Annotated in this window: 14 protein-coding genes; 12 read left to right on the top strand and 2 right to left on the bottom strand. The window is 66.9% G+C overall.

Translation table 11 applies throughout. The annotated features are described in order from the left end of the window. Positions 1-31: 31 nt before the first annotated feature. Both ACCQ16_RS16835 and ACCQ16_RS16830 read right to left on the bottom strand, forming a co-directional pair. Positions 32-2,194: a TonB-dependent receptor gene (locus tag ACCQ16_RS16835; RefSeq protein ID WP_277572480.1), complete on the bottom strand. Its 2,163-nt coding sequence runs from the start codon at positions 2,192-2,194 to the stop codon at positions 32-34. Positions 2,195-2,225: 31 nt separating this feature from the next. After that, a complete protein-coding gene (locus ACCQ16_RS16830; RefSeq protein ID WP_277572481.1) occupies positions 2,226-3,383 on the bottom strand; it encodes a phosphotransferase enzyme family protein in 1,158 nt (385 codons plus the stop codon). 603 nt (positions 3,384-3,986) lie between these two features. Here ACCQ16_RS16830 and ACCQ16_RS16825 point away from each other — a divergent pair. From ACCQ16_RS16825 to ACCQ16_RS16770, 12 genes are all read left to right on the top strand, one after another. Continuing rightward, positions 3,987-4,826 carry a glycosyltransferase family 2 protein gene (locus tag ACCQ16_RS16825; RefSeq protein ID WP_008573749.1) on the top strand — a complete coding sequence of 280 codons (840 nt, stop codon included), beginning with the start codon at positions 3,987-3,989 and terminating at the stop codon, positions 4,824-4,826. Between the two features lie 128 nt (positions 4,827-4,954). Continuing rightward, positions 4,955-5,989, top strand: a complete 1,035-nt coding sequence (locus ACCQ16_RS16820) for a hypothetical protein (RefSeq protein ID WP_372380031.1) — start codon at positions 4,955-4,957, stop codon at positions 5,987-5,989. Positions 5,990-5,999: 10 nt separating this feature from the next. Next, the gene (locus ACCQ16_RS16815; protein ID WP_372380030.1) at positions 6,000-7,907 is read left to right on the top strand and encodes a glycosyltransferase family 2 protein; all 1,908 of its coding nucleotides are present in this window, start codon (positions 6,000-6,002) and stop codon (positions 7,905-7,907) included. A 49-nt stretch (positions 7,908-7,956) separates the two neighbouring features. Further along, positions 7,957-9,252: a hypothetical protein gene (locus ACCQ16_RS16810; RefSeq protein WP_218553646.1), complete on the top strand. Its 1,296-nt coding sequence runs from the start codon at positions 7,957-7,959 to the stop codon at positions 9,250-9,252. After that, positions 9,234-10,202 (top strand): glycoside hydrolase family 113, encoded by a 969-nt coding sequence (locus ACCQ16_RS16805; RefSeq protein ID WP_008573755.1) that lies wholly within the window; start codon positions 9,234-9,236, stop codon positions 10,200-10,202. The genes ACCQ16_RS16810 and ACCQ16_RS16805 overlap by 19 nt, the downstream gene beginning before the upstream one ends. A 394-nt stretch (positions 10,203-10,596) precedes the next feature. Beyond that, positions 10,597-11,775: a nicotinate phosphoribosyltransferase gene (pncB, locus tag ACCQ16_RS16800; protein ID WP_008573756.1), complete on the top strand. Its 1,179-nt coding sequence runs from the start codon at positions 10,597-10,599 to the stop codon at positions 11,773-11,775. 206 nt (positions 11,776-11,981) lie between these two features. Then, entirely contained in the window at positions 11,982-12,437 is a 456-nt protein-coding gene (gene bcsD, locus ACCQ16_RS16795) for a cellulose biosynthesis protein BcsD (protein WP_029820255.1), read from the top strand. Positions 12,438-12,465: 28 nt separating this feature from the next. Beyond that, a complete protein-coding gene (locus ACCQ16_RS16790; protein ID WP_011348568.1) occupies positions 12,466-12,942 on the top strand; it encodes a hypothetical protein in 477 nt (158 codons plus the stop codon). A gap of 84 nt (positions 12,943-13,026) precedes the next feature. Further along, on the top strand, positions 13,027-15,171 hold the full coding sequence (gene bcsA / locus ACCQ16_RS16785; RefSeq protein ID WP_055026843.1) for a UDP-forming cellulose synthase catalytic subunit: 2,145 nt from the start codon (positions 13,027-13,029) through the stop codon (positions 15,169-15,171). Positions 15,172-15,215: 44 nt separating this feature from the next. After that, positions 15,216-17,540 carry a cellulose biosynthesis cyclic di-GMP-binding regulatory protein BcsB gene (gene bcsB / locus ACCQ16_RS16780; RefSeq protein WP_277572776.1) on the top strand — a complete coding sequence of 775 codons (2,325 nt, stop codon included), beginning with the start codon at positions 15,216-15,218 and terminating at the stop codon, positions 17,538-17,540. Further along, positions 17,537-18,718 carry a cellulose synthase complex periplasmic endoglucanase BcsZ gene (bcsZ, locus tag ACCQ16_RS16775; protein WP_277572483.1) on the top strand — a complete coding sequence of 394 codons (1,182 nt, stop codon included), beginning with the start codon at positions 17,537-17,539 and terminating at the stop codon, positions 18,716-18,718. The genes bcsB and bcsZ overlap by 4 nt, the downstream gene beginning before the upstream one ends. After that, a complete protein-coding gene (locus ACCQ16_RS16770) occupies positions 18,700-23,229 on the top strand; it encodes a cellulose biosynthesis protein BcsC (protein ID WP_277572484.1) in 4,530 nt (1,509 codons plus the stop codon). The genes bcsZ and ACCQ16_RS16770 overlap by 19 nt, the downstream gene beginning before the upstream one ends. Positions 23,230-23,345 lie beyond the last annotated feature (116 nt).

Genomic DNA, 23,345 nt, shown 5'->3' with positions numbered 1-23,345 from the left:
GCTGCCCGACAATGTGTGCCTACAGTGCAGGTTAGAAATCCACCTGCACCGTCAGCCGTACGGTGCGCGGCGCACCGGGGAACAGATACGCATCGCCCTGATATTCGCCGGAATCGCGCCAATAGCGCTTGTCGAACACGTTGTCCACGTTCACGCGCCAGGTGGTCGCCAGCCCGCCCAGCGCCGTGGCGTAGCGGGCACCCAGGTTGGCGACGGTGTAGGCCGGCACGCTGGCGTTGCCGAGGCGGTCGGCAAACTTGCGCCCGCTGTATTGCACACCGCCCAGCAGGGCCAGACCATCGATACCGGGCACGCTGTAATCGGCCTGCACGCTGGCGCGCAGCTTGGGCACGTTGATCGCCTGATGGCCTTCGTACTCGGCAATGTCGGTGTCCTCTGCACGCGCGCGGATTGCCGCGACGCTGGCGAACAGACGCAGCTGCCGGGTCGCCGCACCGTCGGCAGATAGCTCCAGGCCGCGGTTGTGCAGGCGGCCCTGCTGCACATAGAGCAGACCGCCATCGGCCTGCGGTTGGGTGAACTGATAGGCCTGGCGGATGTCGAACAGTGCCGCGCCCAGACGCAGGCCCTGCAGGTCGATCTTTGCGCCGGTTTCCAGTTGGTACGCATTGGTGGGCGGCAGGATCTGGTCGGCGTTGTCGGCAAACCACGGCGCCGTGCCGCCGGCCGCCAGGCTCTTGGCGTAGCTGGCATACAGCGACATGTTCTGCTGCGGTTTGAACAGCAGCGCCGCCTGCGGCAGTACCGTGTCTTTGCGCGTGCGTCGCTCCAGCAGGCCGTCGCGATCGAAGCTGCGTTCGTCCAGTTGCACGTAGCGCGCGCCAAGCGACAGTTCCCACTGCGCGCCCAGGCCGATCCGGTCGGCCATGACCAGCGCGCGTTGGCGGCTGTCCAGACGGCGCTGCTTGGGGTCCAGCGCAACATCCGTCTGCGCAAAGACCTCCGGGTCGCGATCGATGCTGCTGCTGCCGACGAATTCGTTGACCGAACCAAAACGGTCGATGGTGCGGCGCAGCCACTCGCCGCCGATGCTCAGGTGTTGCTCCAGCGCGCCGGTCGCGACATGGCCTTCGAGCGTGGCACGCAGCTGATCGTGCATGCGGGTGTCGTCGGGGCTGCGGTAATCGTAGATGTCGTATTCGCCCTGCGCGCTGAAGAAGTTCGGCGTGGCGATGTCGGCGCAACTTGCCGCGCCATAACAGCCCCAGGCGAATGCAGAGAAATCGTTGATCTTCGAGCGACTGCGCGATGCTTCGGCGGTGGCGCGCCAGTCGTCGTTGAACTGGTAGGCGTAACGCAGCTGCGCGTTGAGCGCATCCATTTCCACCGGCCGCGCCCACGGCTGGTAGCCGAGCAGGCGGTGCACATCGATGTCGCGCGGTACCTGCGTGCCGCCCAGCAGTTGATAGCCGGGCACCGAGCGCTGTTGCCGGTGCTGATACTCCACGTCCAGCTGCAGCAGCGCCTGCGGGGTGATCTTCCAGTCGCCGGCCAGCGACAGGAAATTGCGGTAGCCGTCGGCATGATCGACATAGCTGTCGATGTCTTCGCGTGCGGCGTTGACGCGTAAGCCCAGCGTGCGTTCGGCACCGAACCAGTCGCCCAGATCGGCGGCGACATAGCGCGAGCCCTGTTCGTCGGTGCCCAGGGTGACGCTGCGCACGTGCTCGGGTCGCTTGGTGCGGTAGTCGATCAGTCCGGCCGGTTCGTTGACGCCCGATTGCAGCCCGGCCAGGCCCTTGAGCAATTGCACCTGCTGTTTGTTTTCCAGTGCGATCGATTGTTCGCCCACCGCGCTCATGCCGTTGATGCGGTAACTGTTGGCGGCATTGAGCGAATAGCCGCGCACCACGAAGTTTTCGTAATAGCCGATCGGCGCATACGCATCGCCGGCAGAGGCATCGGCGCGCAAGACCTCGCTGAGTACGCGTGCCTGGCGATCGAGCAATTGCGCACGATCGATGACCGCGATCGAGGCGGGGGCGTCCAGCAGCCGGGTGGCGCCAAATCCGCTCAATGCCGTGCTGGTCTGCGCGCGCTCGCCACGCACGTTGACCGCGTCCAGTTCGACCGCATCGGCGCCGGGTTGTTGCTGCGCCAGTGCGGGGGCGCAGCACAATGCCAGTGCAAGCGCGAGCGGGCAGCGGGACAGCAGGGGGAAGGCAACGGACATTGGGCAGGACTCGACAGAGAAAGGAAGCTGCTCACGGCAGCCGGCGCGCACGTGCGTGCAGATGCGCGAGCAGGTGCTGGCCATCGGCGCTGGCGAACCAGTCCGCGTGGCCGAGCAGATAGCGGTGATAGGCGATATCGACATTGGCGGGCGAACGCGTGATGCCGGCGAAATATTCCATTTCGCTCAAGGCGAAGTCGGCATGCACGATCGGCAGCAGTGCAGCCAGGCGGTGCAAGTGGTTTGCGTCCAGTGGGCGATGCTGCGCGTAGCCCTCCAGCAGCGCGTCGAGCTGGTCGAGCTCGGCCTGCGCGCGTGCGCCGGTGTCCAGCCGCAACCAGGGGATGAGGTTGCGTTCGATCGCGGTGGCCAGATCGAATAGCGCGCTGCTGCAATCGCTCAATCCGAAATCGAAGACGGCGCTGACGCGGGTGGCTCCGTCGGTGGTGTCCCACAGCAGGTTGGACGCATGCCAATCGCCGTGGGTCCACAGCGGCGGTAGCGCGCCTGGCGCAGACAGCAGCGGCCACGCCTGCGCATGCCAGGGCAGCAGGTGGGTGGCCAGATCGTCTGGCCAGGGGCGGTCCTGCAGGGCTGCTGCAAGGTGCGGCCGCGTTGGCAAGGCATCGTGCAACGCCTGCAGGGGGTCTGCCTGGGCAAACAATCGCAGATTGGCGACCAGCACGCTGGTGGAGCGTGCCGGCGCATCGAAACCCTGGGCCGCGCAATGCAGTTGCGCCAACGCGGCGCCGGCCGCCCGCGCATGCGCAACATCGGAGAACGGCGTCCACGACAATGCATCGCGGTAGAGGTCGTGCCCCGCACCCACCCGCTGCACTTCGTACACCCAATCGGCGTGCGCCAGCGCAGTGCGGCCCCGGGCGTCGTGCAGCACCTCCACCACCGGCGCACCGGCCCAGCGCAGATGGGCCATGAAGCTGTGTTCCTCGCGCAGCGCGGCTACGCTGCGCACACTGCAGTGGTGGCGTTTGACGATGACCGGGCCGCTTGCAGTGTCCACGCAGGCCGCTGCCGAGAACGGGCGCGCGCTATGCCAGCGCACCGCAGTGAGGCGGCCCACCGCCGCAAACCGCTGCAGCACGCGATGGATTTCATCGGTGGTCAGTACTGGCCAGTCCGGCAATGCCAGTTCCAGGCTCATGCCATGCACCTGATGCGGCACGTTCATGGCCTGACTCCCGACGGGCGCGGCAACCGTACTGCGCCGGTGAGTGGTATAGACCAGGTTATCGGGAATAAGGCGGCGGACGCGGCGCGCGCGCCGGCAAGAACAAGAACGGCGCTGCCGGGCCGTTGTCGCATCGCATCCGCCATCAGGTCGCGGCGATGCAAGCAATGAAAAGGCAGCGCGAAACCGCAAGGTCGCTAACCGTCATCTCAACAATCAGGTGTGGGAGTGCACCAAAAGCAACCTGCAACCCGGCTGGCGATCAGGTGCAGCGGGCGACGCGCTCTGACGCAGATGTACCCCTGGTACATGCATCGCGTGCTGCCCGCGCTTGCCTGGCTGCGCAGTCGGTTTGCCGGTTGCACAAAAGTGTGGCAACGGAAACCGCGTGCGGCTCCGGGCGCGCAGTATGCGCCTTGCGGCGGTGGGTCGCCATGCTGCAAGGCGCGTTCGCGCCCGGTCACTGCGTGCAAGCGGAAGCGTGGCGCCGTTCCAATCGCGTCCGGACGTCGGCGCGATGCGGCCGCGGCAGCGCCTGTCGCGCAGCGAGCATCGGTCAACCCAAGATGGCGCTGCGCCGCTCCGGCACCGGATAATGGCCGGATGACTCCCGTCCAGATCGCCGCCGTCGTCGTCACTTATGAAAGCAGCAGCACCATCGATGCGTGCCTGTCGCGATTGCGCGCGGCCGAGGGCATCAGCGAGATCCGCGTGGTCGACAACGCTTCCAGCGACGACACCCTGGAAGTGGTGCAGCGTCATGCCCTGGCCGATGCGCGGCTGCATTTCATCGCCAATCCCGACAACCCTGGTTTTGCGACTGCCTGCAACCAGGGCGCGCGCGATTCGCAGGCACCCTGGCTGGTCTTCATCAACCCGGACCTGATGGTCGCGCGCGATACCTTGCTGCAGCTGTACGACCGGGCAGCGGGACATCCGGCGGTGTTGCTGGGGGTGGAGCAGGTGGATGAGCAGGGGCGCCCGGATGCGGCCGTGCGCCGCCGCGACCCGGACTTCGCCGCGATGCTGCGCGCGCCGCGCGCCGCCGCCAATCTGGCGGTGCCGGCCGATCCGTCGCGCGCCTTGCAGCCGGTGGATGCCATTTCTGGGGCGTTGATGCTGATGCAGCGCAGCCTGTTCGACCGGCTGGGCGGCTGGGACGGCAGTTACCGGCTGCATGCTGAAGACCTGGATCTGTGCCGGCGCGCCCGCCAGGCAGGTGCTCTGGTGGCGGTGGCCAACGATCTGCAGGTGCTCCACGTACGCGGGGTCTCCAGCCGCGCGCGGCCGTTCTTTGTGGAGTGGCACAAACATCGTGGATTGTGGCGCTATTTTCGTAAATTCGAGGCCGATCGACGCGGGCTGCCGACGCGGCTTGGCGTGTGGCTTGCGATCTGGATCCACGCAGTGGCCCAGGTGCCGCGTTTGTTGCAGAACAAATGAGTTGGATCGCGTTAAATTTGTGATAAGTCGGTGATGGGGCGCCGGCCGCAACTGTGATACGTTTCGCCCCGAAGTGTGATCAACCCTAGCTTCCTGTCCCTTCCGGGTCCCCCATCAGGAATCGTGCAATGTCTTTACAGAACGACCCGCAAAGGCGGGTACGTCGGTCGTGCGCTACCCCGCTGCAGTCCAGTTCGATTGCCTCGCCGTGTCATCCCAATCCAGCCCAACCGCGTGCGCTGTCGGTCCTGGCATCGGCGCTTGCACTGAGCTGTGTGCTGGCCGCATTGCCGGGCACCGCATTGGCCGGTGCGTGGACCCAGCCGCAGGGCGACACCCTGGTGATCGTCAAGGCGCTGCATAGCGATGGCCGCGGGTGGTTCGACGACAGCCACCACCGCACGACCTTCGGCGACGGCCAGCAGTTCGATGGCAATGGCCGCAGCCGTCAGGACCAGCTCAACGTCTACGTCGAGCATGGTCTGACCGAAAAGCTCAGCTTCATCGGCAACTTCTATTTCAACGACGTGGGTTTCAGCAACCACGATGCCGTCAACGGCCGTCAGCAAATCACGACGACCGGTTTTGCCGATCAGGAAATCGGCTTGCGCTATGCGTTGCCGAGCGCACAGAACGATGTCTGGCGCAGTGCCGTGCAGGCCTTGGTGAGCATCCCCGCGTATGGGCGCAGCAAGACCTACCACCCGGACAATCCTTCTGCCAATTCCGACCCTGCGCTTGGCCTTGGCGACTATGGCCTTGAGCTGCGCTACAGCCGCGGCCGCGGCTACACGCTGGGCGACCGTAACGGCTATGTCGATCTGGGGGGCGCAATCCGCCTGCGCGGAAGCGCGGCGTCCGACGAACTGCGGGTGGACGCGTCCACAGGTCTGAGTCTGACCCCGAGTTGGCTGCTGTTGGGCGAACTCAATGTGATCCAGGGGTTGGGCAACGGGCGTGGCAACTTCGATGTTGCCGGTAGCGGTGGCGGCGTGGGCTTCGTCGCCACCGGCACCAACTACGATCTCACCAAGTTGCAGTTGTCCACGCTGTACACGGCGCCGGGTGGCAGCCAATGGCAGGTGGGGTATCAGCAGCCGGTGATGGGGCGCAACACCGGTGCCGCGGGCGGGCCATTCGTGGCCGCCTGGTGGCGTTTCTGAGGGGCCGCACATGACGGTCACCTGCGAAACGGACGCGCTGGGACGAACACCGGACATCGGCCGCGAACGCGGTCTGCTGGGTCGTGCGCTGGTGTCGGCAGGCGTCATCACCGATGAACAGCTGCGCTCGGCGCTGGCCTTGCAGCAACGCTGGAATTCGCGCCTTGGCGATGTGATCCTGGCCCAGCGCGGCGTGCCGGCGCAGCGGTTCTACGCCATCGTTGCCGCGCACTTCGGGCTGCAATTCATCGATCTGGTGCAGCAGCCGCCGGATCCTGCGCTGCTCACCCCCGGCGATCTGGATAGCTACGCGCAGCGCCTGGTGTTGCCGTGGCGGCGCGAGGACGGTGTGCTGGTGCTGGCGGTAGCCGATCCGGATCCGGCCTTGTTCGCCTGGGCACGTGCCCATTACGGCGAAGACGTGCGCTTTGTCGGTACCGCCAAGTTCGACATCATCTGGAGCCTGCAGCGCTATGCCGACGAGCAGCTCACCGACAACGCGCTGAACCTGCTTGCGGCGCATGCGCCGACGTATTCGGCACGCCAGGTCATCACGCGCGGGCAGAAGTTCGCGTTGTGGGCGTTGGCGGCGGTGATGCTGGCGACGTTGGTGCTGTTCCCGGTGCCGGCCCTGATTGCCGTCAACGTGCTGGTGGCGCTGGGCTTTCTGGCCACCTTCGGGTTGAAGTTGCTGCTGGTGTGGTTCGGCTCGCGCCATCGCATCGACATCAAGGTCACCGAAGACGAGGTGGCCGCGCTGCGCGACGACGACCTGCCGGTCTATACCGTGCTGGTGCCGATGTACAAGGAGCCGGAAGTCCTGCCGATCCTGGCCAACGCGCTGCGCAAGCTGGATTACCCGATCAGCAAGCTGGACGTCAAGCTGGTGCTGGAAGCGGACGACCTGGACACCATCGAAGCGGCCAAGAAACTCGGCCTGGAAGCGTTCTTCGAAATCATCCGGGTGCCGCCGTCGCAGCCCAAGACCAAGCCCAAGGCCTGCAACTACGCACTGCATTTTGCGCGTGGGCAGCTGCTTACCATCTACGACGCCGAAGACAAGCCCGAGCCGGACCAGCTCAAGCGCGTGGTGGCGGCATTCCGCAAGGCCGAAAAGGATGTGGTGTGCATCCAGGCGCGGCTGAACTACTACAACGCCGACGAAAACTGGCTGACGCGGATGTTCACGCTGGAGTACACGCTCTGGTTCGACTTCTACCTGCCGGCGCTGGAATACCTGCGCATTCCGATTCCGTTGGGTGGCACCTCCAATCACTTCCGTCTGGACGTATTGCGCCAGGTGCGCGCGTGGGATCCGTACAACGTCACCGAAGACGCCGATCTGGGCGTGCGGCTGATCCAGAACGGATACCGCGTCAATGTGGTCAATTCCACCACCTTCGAAGAAGCCAACGTCAGCATTCCCAACTGGATCCGGCAGCGGTCGCGCTGGCTCAAGGGCTATATGCAGACCTGGCTGGTGCACATGCGCGACCCGGTGCATCTGTATCGCAGCACCGGCTTCAAGGGATTTTGGGGGTTCCAGTTCTTCATCGGCGGCGGTTTTTTCACCGCATTGGGCGTGCCGGTGCTCTGGGCGTTGTACGCGGCGTGGGCGCTGACCGGCACCACGATGTTCGAGCGCTTCTTCCCGCCGTGGCTGGCGGGGGTCTCGCTGGTCAATGTGCTGCTGGCCAATGCGTTCTTCATCTACATCACGCTGGTTGCAGCGTTCAAGCGCGACTACTTCAAGCTGGCGCCGTACGCACTGACGGTGCCGTTCTACTGGGCGTTGCAGTCGATCGCCGCCTACAAGGGTCTCTGGCAGCTGATCCACAATCCGTTCTATTGGGAGAAGACCACGCATGGCATCAGCAAGCATTCGGAAAACGAGCGCCGCGCCGCACTCGAAGAGTGAGCCGGTTGCGCAGCGTCGCGAGAGCGGGCTGCCGGCGTTTCTCATCGCCGTGGTGGCGCTGTCGCTGCTGAGCCAGCCGCTGCTGGTGCAGTCGGTGGCCACGACGCCCGCGCTTGCGCCGGACATCGGCGTGCCGGCGACCGGATTGCTGGCGTGGGCGGTCGATCTCACCTTGCATCGCTGGAATCTGCCGTTCCAGGTCTGGCCATGTGTCGCGGTGGCTGCGAACGCGCTGTTCCTGTCGCTGCTGTGGCGCGATCTGGCTGGCGTGTTCGGGCGCGGCTGGGCCAGCGCGCTGACGCTGCTGGTGGGCTGCAACCCGCTGTTCCTGCTGCCGATCGCTGCCGGCGGCAGCCAGGCAGTGGGGTTGCTGGCCTTCTACGGTTTGTGCCGCACCTTGCGCCGCTTGCAGGCGCCGGTGGAAGCCTTCACCTATCTGCGCATTGCGGGCTGGTTGTGCATTTTGCTGTGCCTGGATCTGCAGACGCTGGCGCTGTCGACAATGGTCGCGCCGTGGCTGCTGCTGGTCATGCCGCCGCAGATGCTGCGCAAGGCACCAGGCTCGTTCTATCTGGTGTGCTATCTGCCGTTCGCATTCCTGGTCGGCATGTGGGCCTACGTGAATCTGGTCGTGTTCAATGCGCCGTGGCCGACGCTGTCCAGCATTGCCCAGGCGTCGCATCCGTTGCCGTTGCCACTGGCCGGCCATGCCGACGGCTGGTTGCCGGCGGTCCGCTGGGGTGTGGCGGCCGTGGCGTGCTTCCCGGTGCTTGCGCTGGTGGCGCGTGCGCGCAGCGGTGCGTTGGCGCGTGGCGTGGTGGCCAGTGCCGGCACCGTGGTCTGCGCGGCTGCGTTGTCGTTCGCGTTCGGCTGGGCTGGCTTCGATGCCCTGCTGCTGTTGTGGGTGCCGGCGGCGTTGTTGCTGCGTGCGCTGCACGCCGACCAGCGCGGCCAGGCGGCCGGATTGCTGGTGTTGGGCCTGGTGGGTGCGATCTGGGCACAACCGCAGGGTTGGGGTAGCTGGATGCGTGCCGCAGCGCCCGACGAACAGGCCCTGATGCAGGGCGAGGCCGTTGTCATGACGACGCCGGTATCGTTGCCGGTGCGTGCGGCGGCCGCTCCCGCTACGCAGGAGGCTGGGGTGATGCAGCCGGCGATGGCCCAGAGCGCTGCGGTGGCCCCGGCTGCAACGGCATCTGCCGACACTGCCGAGCCGGCCAACCCGGCAGCGGTCACGGCGGTGCCGCAGGACAAGAACAGTGCATCCTTGCGTGCGACGGCGTGCTCCCGGCACGCGGCGCCGCCGAATGCCGAGGTGTCTGCAGCATGTTCAAGCGCGTTCTAAGCGTCGCAACGTTGATCGGCGTGTGTCTGCTGGCAAACGGCTGCAATGCCGCCGCGCCGACCTGGATGGGCGCCAACGTCAAGGTGTCCGCCAACGCCCCGTGGGAAAGTCAGGCTGCAGCGCAGTCGCTGGACGCACTGGCCAAGACGGGGGCCAGCAAGGCGTTGCTGGTCGCGTTCGTGTGGCAGGCCAACCCGCAGTCCAACGACCCGGTGCTGGGCAGCGACAGCAGTGTGGACGCCATGCGCGCTGCGTTGCGGCAAAGCCTGCAGGCTGGATTGCAGCCGACGCTCAAGGTGCATGTCTGGATTCCGGGACACTGGGCCGGCGATGCCGCGCCCACCGACCCGGCGGCGTGGTTTGCGGCCTACCAGCAGGCATTGCTGCCATTGGCCAGGTTGGCCCAGGACGAACACGCCGAAGCGTTGGTGATCGGCACCGAGTTGCGCAAGTTGCAGGACGCGCCGCAATGGCCAGCGTTGGTCGCGGCAGTGCGCAAGGTCTACCACGGAAAACTGTTGTACGTGGCCGACGGCATGGAGCATGCCGAGAGCTTCCGTTACTGGTCGTTGTTCGATGCGGTGGGCACCAGCCTGTATCCGCGCCTGTCCGAAGCTGCCGACGCACGCAGCGCTGAAATGACCGCCGCGGCGCAACGCCTGCAGCAGTTGGGTCAGCGCGTGGGCAAGCCGGTGTGGGTGGCCGAGCTGGGGTTGCGTTCGGCGCGCGGTAGTCTGGCGGCGCCGTGGGAAAGCCCGGAGCAGCGCACGGCCGCCGTCGATACGCGTCTGCAGCTGCAGGTGTTGCAGCAGTGGCGCAAGGTACTGCAGGCGCATGGCGTGGAAGGCATTGCGCTGTGGTGCTGGTATACCGACCCCAAGGCCGGCGGCCCGGGCGACAGCGATTTCACCGTGCAGGGCAAGCCGGCGCAGCAGGTGCTGGCGCGCTGAGGGCGACTGGCGAACAGCTGCGTTCGTCGCGGCGGCGGGGTGCGGCTAGTGCCCGGAATCGCCAGAACCCGCTTGCACGCTTGGGCTTCTGGCGCCGGCCACGTCACGTGATGCAGGCTCGCTCTGGTCGCCGGTCGCGCTAGATCGCGCTGCACGTGCATGGCGTGCGCCTGCGCTGTGCGTCAGACGGGCGCAGCTGCACGTGCTGGCGTCACGTTGCATGCCTTCCGACGTGCTCCTTCCGCCAGCGGCTGCGCTGCGCAGAACGGGTTGGAACGCGCTGGCCCAGCTTGGCAATCGCGGCTGTCTACCTGACGACACAGGTGCGCTGCGTTCTCACGCGGCTTGCGCACTGCACGCGCTGTCATCGCCGCCAAGGGCATAATCCGGCGGCATGATCATCCATTCGCTGCTCGACACCGACCTGTACAAATTCACCATGATGCAGGCAGTGCTGCACCAGCACCCGGCAGCGCAGGTGGATTACCGCTTCAAGTGCCGCACCCCCGGCGTGGATCTGGCGCAGTTCGTCGATGAGATCTCGCGCGAGATCGATGCGCTGTGCCGGTTGCGGCTGCGCGAGGACGAAGTGGATTACCTGCGCAGCCTGCGCTTCATCAAGCCGGACTTCGCCGACTTCCTGGCGCTGTTCCATCTGGATCGCAAGTATCTGAGCCTGACCGCATCGGCCACCCATCCGGGCGAGATCGAGCTGACCATCCGCGGCCCCTGGCTGCACACCATCCTGTTCGAGGTGCCGCTGCTGGCGATCATCAACGAGGTGTGGTTTCGCAATACCTCCGAGCCGGATTTCGAAGAGGGCCGCAGCCGCCTGCGCGAGAAGGTGGCGAGCCTGCGCAGCATGCCGGCCGGCTGCAAGATCGCCGACTACGGCACCCGGCGGCGCTACTCGCGGCAATGGCATGGCGAGTTGCTGCCGCTGCTGCGCGATGGCCTGGGCGAACAGTTCGTCGGCACCAGCAACGTGTATTTCGCCAAGCAGTACGGGCTGACCCCGCTGGGCACGATGGCGCACGAGTATCTGCAGGCGTTCCAGGCGTTGGGGCCGCGGCTGCGCGATTCGCAGGTGGCGGCGCTGGAATCGTGGGCGCGCGAATACCGTGGCGATCTGGGCATTGCGTTGTCGGACGTGGTTGGGCTGGATGCGTTCCTGCGCGATTTCGATCTGTATTTCTGCAAGTTGTTCGATGGCATGCGCCACGATTCGGGTGACCCGTTCGAATGGGGCGAGCGCGTCATCGCGCATCTGGAAGCGCACCGCGTCGATCCCCGGACCAAGGTGCTGGTGTTCAGCGACGGGCTCAATATCGACAAGGTGATGCGGCTGTACCAGCACTTCCACACGCGCTGCCGGCTGGCCTTCGGGGTGGGCACCAGCCTGACCAACGATCTGGGGCCGACGCCGCTGCAGATCGTGATCAAGATGGTCCGCTGCAATGGCCAGCCGGTGGCCAAGCTCAGCGACTCGCCCGGCAAGAGCATGTGCGAGGACATCGGGTATCTGCGCTATCTGCGCGACGTGTTCGGACTGCCGCCGATGGCAGAGGGATGATTGTTCGGGGCGATGCCGGCGGGGACTGACTGGCGGGCGTCGCCACCCGCTACAGAAATTCCCTACACGCTGTCGGGGAATGCCCGAAAAAAGTGAGACGCATATCTCGATTCGAGGATGGCGGCCGCTAACATGTCATCACACATGCATCACATCGGGTGCATGCGTCGCATGTGACGGCCCTTTTTCCTTGCGAAGTCTGTTGAATGAGCGCACTCGACCCGCTGCCGCTATACCGTACGCGCAGTTGCTCCCGGCAATGGCTGGGGTTTGTGCGCGCGATGGCCGAGGAGTTCGGCGCCGAGTTGCCCGAGGACGATCTGGCCCTGTTGATGGCGCGAATCGGCCACCGCTTCGCACGCGAACAGCGGCTTGCGCCGTGCGCCACGCTGGACGACGCGCAGCTCGCGGCAAATGCGGTCTGGGACCGCTGCGATTGGGGCCAGTGCGTGTTGGAGGAGTACACCGACCATGTGCAGATCCGGCACGCGGGGGCGCCGTTGAGCGTCGCGCTGAATGGCGCCGCGTGGAGCGATGGGTTTTTGCAGGGTGTCTACGAGGGGTGGTTTCAGCAACTGGGGATGCTGGCGGGTCTGGCGGTGCAGAGCGTGCCGAGCGACACCGTCGATCTGCGCCGCCTGGTGTTGGCGCGCACGGCATGAGCATGTCTGATCGGGCAAGGAGAGTGTGATGACAGCAAGGAAGGGCAAGGACGCACCCCAACATGACGATGTGTCGGGCCTGTTCGCGCGTTTGGGGACGCCGGCGAGCCAGGGGTACCACGATTTCGCCTATACCCAGCTGTCGCCGCGCACCTGCAGCCTGCCGCAGGCCGGTGCGCCTGTAGCGGTCGAACCGGTCACCGTTGCGCCCGATGCCGTGCAGCCGCCGGTGGCGGTTGCCGCGCCGACGCCGAACTTGGGCATGCCGGCCGCCGTACCGGCGCCAGAGCGCTCGCTGCAACCCGTCGTGACGGCAGCAGACCCGGTGCCGGATGCGCTCGCCCCGCTGCGCAAATTGCGTCAGCTCGACGAACCTGCGCCGCGCGGCGTGCAGCCGGCCGATCGGCCGGCGCAGACGCCGTTGGAGCGCTTGTTCCAGCGCCTGTTGCAGGCCGATGCGCGCAGCTGCGCGCAAAGCCCGCTCAAGCGCCTGCGCTCGCGTTGAGCTGTTGCCCGTTGTTTCCCGCTGCAGGCGCCGGTGCGCTTGTCGCTTGTTGTGCCGCACGCCGCCATGCCTGAAGGACGATTGATGACCGCTGCCAACCGCCATTGCGCATCACCGCTGCCGACGCTGGCGACCTGGGCGCTGTGGTTGCTGGGTGCGTTGCTGCTGGTGTTCGTGGTGGCCGTGCCGATGGATGTGACGCAGCAGCTGGTGTTTTCCGGCGTGTTGTTCGCGGTGGCGCTGGCGGTGCGCAACCGCGGCGGGCGGGTGGTCATCCTGATGATGATGGGGATGTCGCTGGCGGTGTCGTGCCGCTACATCTGGTGGCGCATGACCCAGACCATGGGCGTGGGCAGCGCGGTGGATTTCATCCTCGGCCTGGGCCTGCTTGGCGCCGAGCTGTATGCCTTCGTGATCCTGGTGCTGGGCTATTTCCAGGTGCTGTGGCCGCTCAACCGCAAGCCGGTGCCGCTGCCGGCCGACCAGCGCCTGTGGCCCAGCGTGGACGTGTTCATCCCGACCTACAACGAGCCGCTGTCGGTGGTGCGCACCACCGTGCTGGCGGCCAGCGTGATCGATTGGCCGGCCGGCAAGATCACCATCCATTTGCTGGACGACGGCCGTCGCGACGAGTTTCGCGCGTTCTGCGCCGAGGTCGGCATCAATTACGTCACCCGCACCAACAACGCGCATGCCAAGGCCGGCAACATCAATGCCGCGTTGAAGAAGTGCAGTGGCGATTATGTGGCCATCTTCGATTGCGACCACATTCCCACCCGCAGTTTTCTGCAGGTGGCGATGGGCTGGTTCCTGCACGACACCAAGCTGGCACTGGTGCAGATGCCGCACTATTTCTTTTCGCCGGACCCGTTCGAACGCAACCTGGACACGCATGGCAAGGTGCCCAACGAAGGCGAGTTGTTCTACGGCCTGCTGCAGGATGGCAACGACCAGTGGAATGCCACGTTCTTCTGTGGCTCGTGTGCGGTGATCAAGCGTACCGCGCTGGAAGAAGTGGGCGGCGTGGCGGTGGAAACGGTCACCGAAGATGCGCACACCGCGCTCAAACTGCAGCGCCGCGGTTACCGCACCGCCTACCTGGCCGTGCCGCAGGCGGCGGGTCTGGCCACCGAAAGCCTGTCCGGCCACGTGGCGCAGCGCATCCGCTGGGCGCGCGGCATGGCGCAGATCGCGCGCATCGACAACCCCTTGCTGGGGCGCGGGCTCAAACTGTCGCAGCGGCTGTGCTACCTCAACGCGATGCTGCACTTCTTCTATGGTTTGCCGCGCATCATCTATCTGACTGCGCCGCTGGCCTATCTGTTCTTCGGCGCGCATGTGATCCAGGCCTCGGCGTTGATGATCCTGGCCTACGCCTTGCCGCACATCCTGCAGGCCAACCTGACCAACCTGCGCGTGCAGAGCCGCTTCCGCCATTTGCTGTGGAACGAGGTCTACGAAACCACGCTGGCCTGGTACATCTTCCGTCCCACGCTGGTGGCCCTGCTCAATCCCAAACTCGGCAAGTTCAACGTCACTCCCAAGGGTGGGCTGGTGTCGCGCAGCTATTTCGACGCGCAGATCGCCAAGCCGTATCTGTTCTTGTTATTGCTCAACGTGGTGGGCGTGGTGGCTGGGGTGCTGCGGTTGATCTATGTGGGTGGCAGCGGCGAGCAGCAGACCATCTGGTTCAACCTGGCCTGGACGCTCTACAACATGGTGCTGCTGGGCGCCACGATTGCCACCGCCAGCGAAACGCGCCAGGTGCGCAGCGCACACCGTGTGCCGCTGGATGTGCCGGTCACCCTGTATCTGCCCGACGGCGGTGTGCTGCCGAGTCGCTCGGTGAATTTTTCCACGGGCGGCATGGCGATCACGCTCGCGCAGCCACAGCCGATCGAGCCGGGTCTGCCGGTGCAGATCGGCCTGAGCCACCGTGGCGTGGAGCAGACCTTGCCGGCGGTGGTGCGCCAGGATCGCGATGGACAGGTCAGCATCCAGTTCACGCAGATGTCGATGGAACAGGAGCGCTGGCTGGTGGCGTCGACCTTCGCGCGCGCCGACATCTGGCTGTCGCAGTGGGGCCAGCACGACCGCGATGCGTTCTGGCGCTCGATGGGCCAGGTGTTGGAAGCCAGTGCACGCGGATTCGGGCGACTGGGCGGGCATATCGTGGACAGCGCGCGGCAGGGCTTTCGTCCGAGGCGCCCGGTGGATCTGGAGTCGTGAGTGTGATGCGTGGTGTTTCCCTTTCCTTTACCAAGATGCCGCTGATGCGGATATTCCCGGCTGTGTTGAGCTGTGCGTTGACCTTGCTGGCAGGCCTGGCCCAGGCGCAGCCCATGCCTGCAACGCCATCTGCGCAGGCAGGCAGCCAGATGCAGGCAGTCACCCCAGCGCAGGTGCCCGTCGACTTCGCAGCGGCACCGTTGCCAGGCGGCAGCACGCGTGCGGCAACACTGCGCGAGCTGGGCATCGATTACGAAATCACCTTGCGCGGGGTGCAGGGCAGCGCCGGCGTGCCCTTCAGCGTGCGCAGCGATGAGATCGTCACCGCGGCCACGTTGAATCTCAAATACAGCTACTCGCCCTCGCTGTTGCCCGACCTGTCGCACCTCAAGGTCACCATCAACGGCGTCACCGTGGCTACGCTGCCCACCGACAAGGCCAACGCCGGCAAGTTGCTCTCGGCCGATCTGCCGATCGACCCGCGCCTGGTCACCGATTACAACCAGCTCAACCTGCAGTTGATCGGCCACTACACGCGCGATTGCGAAGATCCCGACCACAGCAGCCTGTGGGCGAATGTGGATGCGGCCACCAGCCTGTCGCTGACCACCACGCCGCTGGCCTTGGCCAACAATCTGGCGTTGCTGCCGGTGCCGTTCTTCGATGTACGCGACACGCGCCGGCTGGAATTGCCGTTTTATTTCCCGCAGCGCCCGGACACGGCCACGTTGCAGGCGGCCGGCACGGTGGCCTCGTGGTTCGGTAGCCTGGCCGGCTACCGTGGCGCGGTGTTCCCGGCCTCCACCGAGGCCTTGCAGGCGTCCGGGAACGCGGTCGTCTTCGCCACGCCCGGCACCTTGCCCGCGCAATTTGCGACCGCCGACAGCGGCGTGGCCGACATCCGCGGCCCCACCGTGGCCGTGCTGGCCAACCCGAACGATCGCAACGGCAAGCTGCTGCTGGTGCTCGGCCGCAACAGCGAAGACCTGCAGCGTGCCGCCACCGCGCTGGCCTTGCGCGCACCGTTGACCGGTGCGGTGGCCCGCATCGGCGACATCAGCGCGCCTGCGCCGCGGCGGCCCTACGACGCGCCCAACTGGGTGTCGAGCGAGAGTCCGGTACGCTTCGGCGATCTGGTCACCCAGCCCAGCCAGCTCAACGTCACCGGCTATCACCCCGACCTGATCCGGGTCGGCCTGCAACTGCCGCCGGACCTGTTCGTGTGGGAACGCGACGGCATCCCGGTTGCGTTGAACTACCGCTACACGCTGCCGGAGCAGGACAACAAATCCGCGCTCAATGTCAGCATCAACGAATCGTTCGTGACCACGCTGCCGCTGACCGGTCGCCCATTCGCTCAATCCACGCCGATGCGCTGGTGGAACAGCCTGGGGACGCGCGGCAGCATGCCGGTGCATCAGGACCTGACACTGCCGGTGGGTGCGTTTTCGGCCAACAGCCAACTGCGCTTCCATTTCTTCTTCGATCGCCCGCAGGGCGAAGCGTGCAAGAACACCTTCCCGGATGTGTCCGGTGCCATCGATGCCGATTCCACCATCGACCTGAGCGGCTTCCACCACTACATGGCGATGCCGAACCTGGCGGCGTTCGCCAATGCCGGCTACCCGTTCACGCGCCTGGCGGACTTGTCCGAATCCACCATCGTGCTGCCCAACAATCCCGGCGATCAGGACCTGAGCAATGTGCTGACCCTGCTCGGGCATTTCGGGGCTTCCACTGGTTACCCGGCGCTGCATGCGCAGATCATCGGCGCCGGCGCAGTGCAGCAGCATGCAGGCCGCGATCTGTTGCTGCTCGGTAGCGCCGAATCGCAACCGTTGTTCAAGCAGTGGCGCGCGCATTTGCCGATCGGCCAGGACGGGCGGGCGACCCGCTTTGCGCTGACCGACTGGCTGTTCGAACGATTGCCGCGCTTTCTCTCCTTCGATGCGCGCCGCACCGACCTGCCCACCACCGCCGAGATCGCCCTGCAGCCGCAGCCGGACGACGTCCTGCTGATGGGCTTCGAGTCGCCACTGGCAGCCGGCCGCAGCGTGGTCGCCTTCCAGACCGAAGACCCGGCCAACATGAGCCGCCTGTTCGATGCTTGGTTCGACCCGACCCTGCTCAAGGATTTCCAGGGCAGCGTGGTGGTGCTGCAGCAGAAAAAAGTCACCAGTCTGGTCGGCAACCAGACCTATTACGTGGGGCATCTGCCGCTGCCGACCTGGCTGCGCTGGTATTTCTCGCACCACCCGGTGTGGCTGGCCCTTACCGTGGTGCTGCTGGCGTTGTTGCTGGCCCTGGCCGCACGCGTGCTGCTGCGCAGGCACACCGCCGAGCGCCTCAACGACGGTGGCGGTGCATGAGCGCGCACGCACATACCGGTGGCATGACGCGCCGTCGCCTGCTGCATGCAGGCGCATTGGCCGGCGTGGCCGCGCTGCTGCCGGCAGCCGCGCTGGCGGCGCCCAGCCAGTGCGGGCCGTGGCCGCTGTGGAGCGCCTTCGTCGACAAGCACATCCAGCCCGATGGGCGGGTGGTGGATTTTCTCAATCCCGATCAACGCTCCACCTCCGAAGGGCAGTCGTATGCGCTGTTCTTCGCATTGGTCAACAACGACCAGGTGCTGTTCGACAAGGTGCTGAGCTGGACCCGCCACAACCTGTGCGGCGGCCGCCCGGATCTCAACCTGCCGGCATGGCTGTGGGGCCGCGATGGCAGCGGCGCCTGGCGCGTGCTGGACGCCAACACCGCCAGCGATGGCGAGTTGTGGATTGCCTATGCGCTGCTGGAAGCCGGACGGTTGTGGAGCCGCCCGGGCTACCTCAAGGCCGGCCAGCAGATGCTGCAGCTGATCCGCACCCAGGAAGTGGCCACGCTGCCCGGGCTGGGCCCGATGCTGCTGCCGGGCCGCACCGGTTTCGTCGACAACGGGCGCTGGACGCTCAATCCCAGCTATCTGCCGATCCAGGTGCTGCGTCGTTGCGCCAATGCCGACCCCAATGGCCCATGGGCTGCCATTGCCGCCAACAGCGCGCGCCTGCTGCGTGACAGCGCGCCGGTGGGGTTTGCCCCGGATTGGACGGTGTGGGACGGCAAGACCTTCAATGCCGATCCCAAGCGCGGCAATGTCGGCAGTTACGACGCCATCCGCGTGTACCTGTGGGCCGGCATGCTGGACGCTGGCGAGCCGCTGCGCGCGCGATTGCTGAAGGACCTGTCCGGACCGGCCGACCTGCTCGCCGCGCAGCAGACGCCGGCCGAAAAGATCGACACCGCGCGCGGTGTGGGCACCGGCGCCCTGCCGGTAGGATTTTCTGCGGCGTTGCTGCCGTACCTGAGCGCACTGGGCAAGCCCGCGCTGCTCAAGGCGCAGGCGCAGCGGGTGCCCGCCGCCGCGCAACCGGCCGCCGCTGCATTGCCGTATTTCGAACGCACGCTGGCCCTGTTCGGACAGGGATGGCTTGAGAACCGCTACCGCTTCGCCGCAGACGGGCGCCTGTTGCCCGCCTGGAGAACCCCTGCATGTGCCGCAACGACCTGAAGCCGTTCTACCTCGCCGGAATGCTCGCGCTGTGCCTGCTCGCCGCACCGGCAGCGCACGCGCAGACCAGTGCCGCCCAGCAGCTGGTGGAGCAGGGCAATTACTGGCACGACCAGGGTCGCGACGATCTGGCCGCCGATACCTGGAAGAAGCTGCTCGGCATCGACCCGGACCAACCCGACGCATTGCTCGGCCTGGCCCAGATCGATCTGGCGCAGGGGCGCCAGTCCGAAGCGCGCAAGCGGCTGCAGCAACTCGAAGGCGCGCATCCGCAATCGCCGCAGGCGCAGCGCCTGCGCGTGGCGATCGGCGCGCGCGGTAGCAGCAACGCGGGCGAAGATTCCAATCTGCGCAATGCACGTCGTGCCGCCTCTGCCGGGCGCTATGTGGAAGCGGCGCGCAGTTACGAAGCCGCCTTCGCCGGCAAGTCGCCGCCGCCGAACCTGGCGCTGGAGTACTACCAATCGCTGGCCGGCACCCCCACCGGTTGGGAGCGCGCCCGCGACGGCCTGCGACGCCTGCAATCCAGCGACCCGGGCAATCCGTCCGTGCAGCTGGCGCTGGCGCAGGTCCTCAGTTACCGCGAACCCACCCGCCGCGACGGCATTGCGCAATTGCGCACGCTTGCCCAGCGCGCGGACGTGGGTGGGCCGGCACGCAGCAGCTGGCGCCAGGCGCTGCTGTGGCTCAACGCCGGCATGGCCGATGCGCCGCTGTACCAAGCGTTTCTTGCCGGTACCCCGAACGATGCCGAAGTGGCCGCCAAACTCGGCCAGCTGCGCGCGCAACGCACTGCCGCGGCCACGCCGGCCGATCCCAACGGCGTGCTGCTGGGCGAAGGCTTTCGCGCGTTGAGCGCCAACAATCTGAGCGCCGCCGAACAACGCTTTACCCAGGTCTTGCGTGCACGTGCGCGCGACCCCGAAGCGCTCGGCGGCCTGGGCTCGGTACGTCTGCGTCAGCAGCGTTTTGCCGAGGCCCAGGAACTGCTGCGACCGGCCGCGGCCAGCAACGGCAAATGGAAAAGCGCGCTGGAGAGCGCCCGTTACTGGCAGCAGCTGCAGCAGGCCGAAGCGGCGCGCGCGCGCGGCGATCTGGCGCAGGCGCGCCAGCTGGTAGAGCAGGCGGTGCAGCTGCTGCCCAACGAGCCGGCCGGACACGTGGCGCTGGGTGACGTGCAGGCCGCCGGCGACCCGGTTGCTGCCGAAGCCAGCTATCGCAAAGCCTTGTCGCGCGAGGCCGACAATGCCGGCGCGTTGCAGGGCCTGGTCGGGCTGTACAGCCGCCAGGGCCGTCTGCAGGAAGCCAGCGCCTTGTTCGACCGGCTGCCGGCGGCCGAGCGCGCCAAGTCCGGTGGCCAAGCCCTGCTGCGCTCCAACGTGCAGCGCGCCCGTGCGCGTCAGTTTCTGGATGGCGGCGATGCGGTCAGCGCGCAAACCGAACTGGAAGCGGCCATGGTCGAACGCCCCGGCGATGCCTGGATCCGTCTCGACCTGGCGCGCCTGTACCAGCAGGCTGGCCGCCCGGATCAGGCGCGCAGCGTGATGGACGGCCTGCTCGCGGTCCATGGCGACCAACCCGAGGCGCTGCACGCCAATGCGCTGCTGGCGCAGGAAAGCGGCGACTGGCAGGGCGCCTACGACAGTCTGGACCGCATTCCAGCTGCGGCACGCACGCCGGCGATGGCCCAGCTGCGCGCCACCGCCTGGATCGAATTGCAGGCGCGTCAGGCGCGGCAGCTGGTTGCGCAGGGCCGGGTGGGCGAGGCGCAGCAGTTGCTGGCGCGTACCGAAACGGCGCTGGGCAATCAGCTCGACGATCCGCAACTGCTGGCCGCCCTGGCCGGCGCGCATGCCGACGCCGGCAACACCCAGCGCGCGCTGGTGCTGGCCCAGCGGCTGGTCACCGGCGCCAACCCGCGCACCGAAGACCGCCTGCAATACGCCAGCGTGCTGCTGCGCGCGCATCAGGACGCCGAGCTCTCGGCGGTGTTGCGTCAGCTGCAGGCCACCACCCTGACCCCGGAGCAGCTGCGCCGCTACCAAGGCCTGCGCAGCGCCTACACGCTGCGGCAGGTGGATGCATTGCGTGAGCTCGGCAATCTGGAAGGCGCCTACGACGCGTTGTCGCCAATACTGGCCCAGCAGCCGGACAACCGCGATGCACAGGCCGCGCTCGCGCGGTTGTACGCGGCCGCCGGCGAGCACCGCCAGGCGCTGGCGATCTACCAGCAGCTCCTGCAACGTCAGCCCAGCGATCTGGACACGCTCACCGCTGCCGCCAACAGCGCCGCCGCGCAATCGGACCTGCGCAATGCAGAGAGCTATCTGCAACGCGCGTTGGCGCAGGCACCGGAGTCGCCGGAGGTGCTCGCGGCCGCCGGCCGCGTGTATCGCAGTGCCGGCAAGAACCGCAAGGCCGAGCAGTATTTCCGTGCAGCGCTGGCCGCGCAGCAACGTCAGGCCGGGCAGCTCGACAATGGCCTGGCGTCTGCACGTGGCCCGGCTGCCGTCGCCGCATCCGGTCGCCCGCTCAACCCATTCTCCGGCATGACCGGCGCCATGCCGCGTGCGCCGGCGGTGCTGTCCGAACGCATGGACGCCGGCAGCGCCTACACCGATGTCGCAACCGCGCCTGTCGCATCCATCGCGCCGCTCGCCATGCAGCCCAGCGCGGCACCTGTCGCGCCTGCCGCACCCGTCAATGCTGCCGCCGACATCAGGAGCGACGCGTTGCCGCAACCGGTGCGCGCCAGCACCGTGCCTTCCACGTTGCCTGCGCCCGGCAGCCGCTTGCGCGCTTCCTCGCATGGCGCGCTGCCGCCTGTGTCGGGCAGCGATCTGCAGCCGCGCAGCAACCTCGCGCAAGCACTGCCTGCGCGCAGCAGCGGCAACAGCGTGCTCGACGAACTGCGCGCCGTGCAGGCGGAAAACAGCGGCGGCCTTGCCGGCGGCGCGCTGTATCGCGCACGCGACGGCGAAGACGGCCTGGGCCGTCTGGACGACATCGAAATGCCGGTGCAGGCCGAATTCGCAGTCGGCGAGGGCAAGCTCGGCGTCACGCTGACACCGACCGTGGTGGATGCCGGCACGCTCGGCGCCGACTACGCCACCGCAAGCCGCTTCGGCACCGGACCGCAAAGCGCCATCGGCGATGCGCTGGCCGCAAACCGTGGCCCGATCGACACGCTGGTCGATTCGCCGGTGTATCAGCTGCTCGCCACCGAAGGCGATACCGCCGCCACGCGCGAACGCCTGCGCCGCTACAGCTTGAATACCGGCCTGTTCAATGCACTGCTGGTGGAGCACAACAACAGCAATGCCGCTGCGCTGGCGGCGTTGGCCAACGAGCCGCTGCCGGCCTACCTGCTCAGCATCAACGCCTCCACCACGCCGATTGCGCAGCTGGCTCGCGACATCCTGGGCAATGCCGCGCTCAGCGAACAGCTGGGTGCAGGCGATGCGGCCGCATTGCGCGCGTTGGCCGGCAGCACGGCCGCCGCGCAGCAGACGCCGACCGGCCTGGTCGACACGCTCAATGCCATGGCCGCCAGCGGCAACGGCAGCCGCCGGCTCAGCCAGGACGACACCGGCGTGGGCGTCGGCGTGCGGTATCGCAATGGCGGTTTCAGTGCCGACGTGGGCAGCACGCCGATCGGGTTCCAGGAGCACAACCTCATCGGTGGCGTGGGCTATCGCGGCGAGCTCGGTGACACCGTCAGCTGGTCGGCCGAGGCCTCGCGGCGTGCAGTCACCGATAGCGTGCTGTCGTTTGCCGGTGCGCAGGACGCGCGCAGCGGGCGCGAATGGGGCGGTGTGACCAGCACCGGTCTTTCGCTGTCGGCCACTGCCGACAACGGCCTGCTCGGCGGCTACGCCAACCTTGCCGCGCACCGCCTGCAGGGCAACCACGTGGCCGACAACGACCATCGCCAGGTCGACCTGGGCTTCTACGTGCATGCCTTGGAGACCGAGCATCAATCGCTCACCGCTGGCGTCAATCTGACCACCATGCAGTACGACAAGAATCTCAGCGGCTTCACTTACGGGCACGGTGGCTACTTCAGCCCGCAGGACTATGTCGACCTGGGGTTCCCGGTGCACTGGAGCGGGCGCACGGCCGGGCAGACGGTGAACTGGAAGGTCGACGCCAGCGTCGGTGTGCAGCATTTCAGCACCGAGGCCTCGCCGTATTTCCCTACCGACCCGACCTTGCAACAGGCCGCCTACGACGCCGCGTCGCTGGCCGCGCTGCTCGGTCTGGTCAATCGCTACACCGACCCGGTGTATGCGGGCGAAAGCCGCACCGGCGTGTCCTACAACCTCAGTGGCGCGGCCGAATGGCAGGTGGCCCCGCAGCTGTTTCTGGGCGGGCGGCTGACCTTCAACAATGCACGCGACTACAACCAGTTCAGCAGCAACCTCTACTTGCGTTTCGTGATGGATCGCCTGGGCGCTGCGCTGGGGCGTGCGCCGCAGGTGCTGACCTCGCCGTATGCGGCGGAGCATTGAGGTGACGGCAAACCTGGTGCCTCGCTCCGAAGGCGCGCAGCAGGGGCTGCAGCGGATGCGCGCAGGCGACGGGATGCCGCGCGTGCATGGGTCCGCATGCTCGCCTGCGACGTGGT

The organism is Xanthomonas sp. NCPPB 1062, assembly GCF_041481705.2.
GTDB classification, from domain to species: Bacteria; Pseudomonadota; Gammaproteobacteria; order Xanthomonadales; family Xanthomonadaceae; genus Xanthomonas; species Xanthomonas euvesicatoria.
This window is presented reverse-complemented; position numbering and strand designations above follow the sequence as displayed.

Excerpts from the sequence above, each read along its gene's own strand:
- ACCQ16_RS16835 (WP_277572480.1), bottom strand. The coding sequence starts at position 2,194 with ATGTCCGTTGCCTTCCCCCTGCTGTCCCGCTGCCCGCTCGCGCTTGCA.
- ACCQ16_RS16830 (WP_277572481.1), bottom strand. The coding sequence starts at position 3,383 with ATGAACGTGCCGCATCAGGTGCATGGCATGAGCCTGGAACTGGCATTG.
- ACCQ16_RS16825 (WP_008573749.1), top strand. The coding sequence starts at position 3,987 with ATGACTCCCGTCCAGATCGCCGCCGTCGTCGTCACTTATGAAAGCAGC.
- ACCQ16_RS16820 (WP_372380031.1), top strand. The coding sequence starts at position 4,955 with ATGTCTTTACAGAACGACCCGCAAAGGCGGGTACGTCGGTCGTGCGCT.
- ACCQ16_RS16815 (WP_372380030.1), top strand. The coding sequence starts at position 6,000 with ATGACGGTCACCTGCGAAACGGACGCGCTGGGACGAACACCGGACATC.
- ACCQ16_RS16805 (WP_008573755.1), top strand. The coding sequence starts at position 9,234 with ATGTTCAAGCGCGTTCTAAGCGTCGCAACGTTGATCGGCGTGTGTCTG.
- pncB (WP_008573756.1), top strand. The coding sequence starts at position 10,597 with ATGATCATCCATTCGCTGCTCGACACCGACCTGTACAAATTCACCATG.
- bcsD (WP_029820255.1), top strand. The coding sequence starts at position 11,982 with ATGAGCGCACTCGACCCGCTGCCGCTATACCGTACGCGCAGTTGCTCC.
- ACCQ16_RS16790 (WP_011348568.1), top strand. The coding sequence starts at position 12,466 with ATGACAGCAAGGAAGGGCAAGGACGCACCCCAACATGACGATGTGTCG.
- bcsA (WP_055026843.1), top strand. The coding sequence starts at position 13,027 with ATGACCGCTGCCAACCGCCATTGCGCATCACCGCTGCCGACGCTGGCG.
- bcsB (WP_277572776.1), top strand. The coding sequence starts at position 15,216 with ATGCGGATATTCCCGGCTGTGTTGAGCTGTGCGTTGACCTTGCTGGCA.
- bcsZ (WP_277572483.1), top strand. The coding sequence starts at position 17,537 with ATGAGCGCGCACGCACATACCGGTGGCATGACGCGCCGTCGCCTGCTG.
- ACCQ16_RS16770 (WP_277572484.1), top strand. The coding sequence starts at position 18,700 with ATGTGCCGCAACGACCTGAAGCCGTTCTACCTCGCCGGAATGCTCGCG.